The sequence below is a fragment of the Komagataeibacter kakiaceti JCM 25156 genome (assembly GCF_000613305.1).
Window position 1 is genome coordinate 1 of sequence record NZ_BAIO01000276.1, and the last position, 3,190, is coordinate 3,190.

At 64.5% G+C, this 3,190-nt stretch carries 1 protein-coding gene, 1 tRNA gene and 1 pseudogene; all 3 read right to left on the minus strand.

The annotated features are described in order from the left end of the window. On the minus strand, positions 1–526 hold a 526-nt coding region (gene eda, locus JCM25156_RS12175; protein ID WP_025813274.1), incomplete at its 3' end, for a bifunctional 4-hydroxy-2-oxoglutarate aldolase/2-dehydro-3-deoxy-phosphogluconate aldolase. 45 nt (positions 527–571) lie between these two features. Further along, positions 572–2,409: pseudogene (gene edd / locus JCM25156_RS24060) on the minus strand (phosphogluconate dehydratase). Positions 2,410–2,874: 465 nt separating this feature from the next. Continuing rightward, positions 2,875–2,950 (minus strand) — tRNA-Lys (locus tag JCM25156_RS12190). Between the last annotated feature and the right edge of the window lie 240 nt (positions 2,951–3,190).

A 3,190-nucleotide genomic window follows, 5' to 3' on the forward strand; every position in this document is an offset into this window, starting at 1 on the left:
CGCACAGGACGGAGGGCAGGGCCAGCCAGTCGGCCGCCGTTTCCTGCTTGATGCCGCCGGTGGGGCAGAAGCGGACCTGACCGAACGGGGCGGACAGCGCCTTGAGCGCGGGAATGCCGCCCGCCGCCGTGGCGGGAAAGAACTTGAAATGCGTCAGCCCAAGGTCAAGCCCGCGCATGATGTCGCTGGCGTTCGCCGTGCCGGGCAGCAGCGGCACTTCGGCACCGCGCGCGGCCTGCACCACATCCGTTGTCAGGCCGGGGCTGACAATAAAGCGCGCGCCTACATCGACCGCGCTTTTCAGGTCATCGCCATTCAGCACGGTTCCCGCGCCGACAACGGCTCCTTCCACCTTGGCCATTTCCGCAATCACTTCCAGCGCGCATTCGGTGCGCAGCGTCACCTCCAGCGCGCGCAGGCCACCGGCCACCAGCGCTTCCGCGATGGGGCGCGCCTGGGCGGGGTCGTGAACGACCAGAACCGGAATGACCGGGGCGATCGTCATGATGTCCTGAATCTGGGCCATGGGCTGGCTTCCTTTCATATCCGTTCGCGACCGGACGGGCCGCGCTTACGCGTTCTCTTGTGCGGCCATGCGGTCCATGGAGGCAAGGATGGCGGACGCCCCGCGTTCGGGGCTGTCCACATTCCCGCGCATGAGCGCGAACAGTTCCCGCCCGGTGCCGAATTCCGGCGCGGGGGGGCGTGCGGGCGTGCGGTCGGTCCATTGCGCTTCGGGCACCAGCATTTCAATGCGGCCCGTGCGGGCGCAGACGCGCACCATGTCCCCATCGCGCAGCAGCGAAAGCGGACCACCGACATAGGCTTCCGGCCCGATATGGATGGCGGCGGGCACCTTGCCGCTGGCGCCTGACATGCGGCCATCGGTCACAAGGGCGACCTTGTGGCCCCGGTCCTGCAATACGGCGAGCGTGGGGGTGAGCTTGTGCAGTTCCGGCATGCCGTTGGCCGCCGGGCCCTGGAAGCGCACCACGACCACCACGTCCCGGTCCAGCTTTCCGTCACGGAAGGCGCGCAGCACGTCTTCCTGATGGTCGAAAACCGCGGCCGGGGCCTCGATCGTCCAGCGTTCGGGGGCGACGGAACTGGTCTTGTAGATGCCGCGCCCCAGATTGCCCTCCATCAGGCGCATGCCGCCATCGGCGCGGAAGGGGTTGGCGGGCGGGCGCAGGATGCTTTCATCGGTCGAGGGACCGGCCTCTTCCCATACCAGCCTGTCATCGCGCATGCGCGGCGTGGTGCGGTAAGCGGCGAAGCCCCCGTTCGCCACGGTCAGGATATCGGGGTGCAGCAGCCCCGCGTCCAGCAGGGAGCCGATCAGGCTGGGCATGCCACCCACCGCGTGGAAGGCGTTCACATCTTCCGAACCGTTGGGATAGACGCGGGTAAGCTGCGGCACGATGGCGGAAAGCTGGTCCAGATCGCTCCAGTCGATCACGATTCCCGCCGCCCGCGCCATGGCGGGCAGGTGGATGGCGAGGTTGGTGGACCCCCCCGTGGCCAGCAGCCCGACAGCCGCGTTGACAATGGCGCGTTCATCCACGCATAGGCCCAGCGGGCGGTAATCATTGCCGCCCGCGCCGATTTCGCTCAGGCGGTGGATGGCGGCGCGGGTCAGTTCCTGCCGCAGTTTCGTGTTGGGCGGCACGAAGGAAGAGCCGGGCAGGTGCAGCCCCATGACCTCCATGAGCATCTGGTTGGTGTTGGCCGTGCCGTAAAAGGTGCAGGTGCCCGGAGCGTGATAGGAATCCGATTCCGCGTCCATCAGGCGGTCCTTGCCCACCTTGCCTTCGGCATAGAGCTGGCGGATGCGCTGCTTTTCACTGTTGGGCAGGCCCGAGGGCATGGGGCCGGACGGGATCAGGATGGCGGGCAGGTGGCCAAAGCGCAGCGCGCCGATCAGCAGGCCGGGCACGATCTTGTCACAGATGCCCAGCATCGCGACGCCATCATACATGCCGTGGCTCAGCCCCACCGCCGTGGAAAGGGCGATGACATCGCGGCTGAACAGCGAGATTTCCATGCCCGGCAGGCCCTGCGTCACGCCATCGCACATGGCGGGCGTGCCACCGGCCACCTGCGCGGTGCCCCCCACCTCACGCGCGAACAGCCTGATCTGGTCCGGATAGCGGCCATAGGCTGATGGGCGGAGAGCATGTCGTTATACGACGTGATGATGCCCACATTCATGCCCCGCGCCGCGCGCAGGCCCGCCTTGTCATCTCCCGCGGCGGCGATGGCATGGGCCAGGTTGCCGCAGGCCAGGCGCGGGCGGCTTATGCCGTTTTCACGCTCCCGCGCGATCAGATCCAGATAGGCGCGGCGGGTGCCAGCCGAACGGGCGATGACCCGATCGGTCACGGCAGTCAGGACAGGGTGCAGGCTCATGGATACTCACAGACATTGATGGACCTGGCCACGCATGCGTGGCCAGGTTCGCCATCCATTGCACCAGCAACGATAGCGGGTTTGAATGCGACCGGAATGTGCGAATATTCCATGGCCGCGTGGCATGAGGTCATCTATTTTAAAAAACACCCCTAGATCAAGACATAAAATTATAAAATACATCATAAAATGACAACTTAATTATAAAAGCGAATAAGATATGATCTGAAAACGAACATCCCGCCCGATGAAAATGTTGCCTTCCGGGCAGGTCATATCGCGCCCATGCCATAATGGAACAGGTATGGTTTCCATAAAACGGTTGTATTTCAGTATATTATGAAAAAATCCCCTGTCCGTTCCCGCATGCGGGAGCGAACATGCGCCTTGATCCGCATGGGCGCGCGAAATGACAGGCCCGACGGGCGGACGCGACACGATCTGGATAGGGGAAGGGGCAGGGAATGGTGAGCCGGGTGGGATTCGAACCCACGACCATTCGATTAAAAGTCGAATGCTCTACCGACTGAGCTACCGGCTCACAGCGCCTGCATGATAGGCGGATACGCGGTTAAAAACCGCGATAAGCTGCCTTGGGCAGGTCTCTAAACATCCTGGGCGGGGGTGTCAACCTGTGCATGGCCGCCAGTGGGCGGCGGGAACAGGGAAAATGGTGTTGCGCGTGAATGCGGCAGTGTACTTGCGGCAATCCGGTGGCCGAGGGCCACGCCGATGGCGTGCGGGCACGCAACGGGTGCGGCCAGCGGGGCCTCCGCGCGCG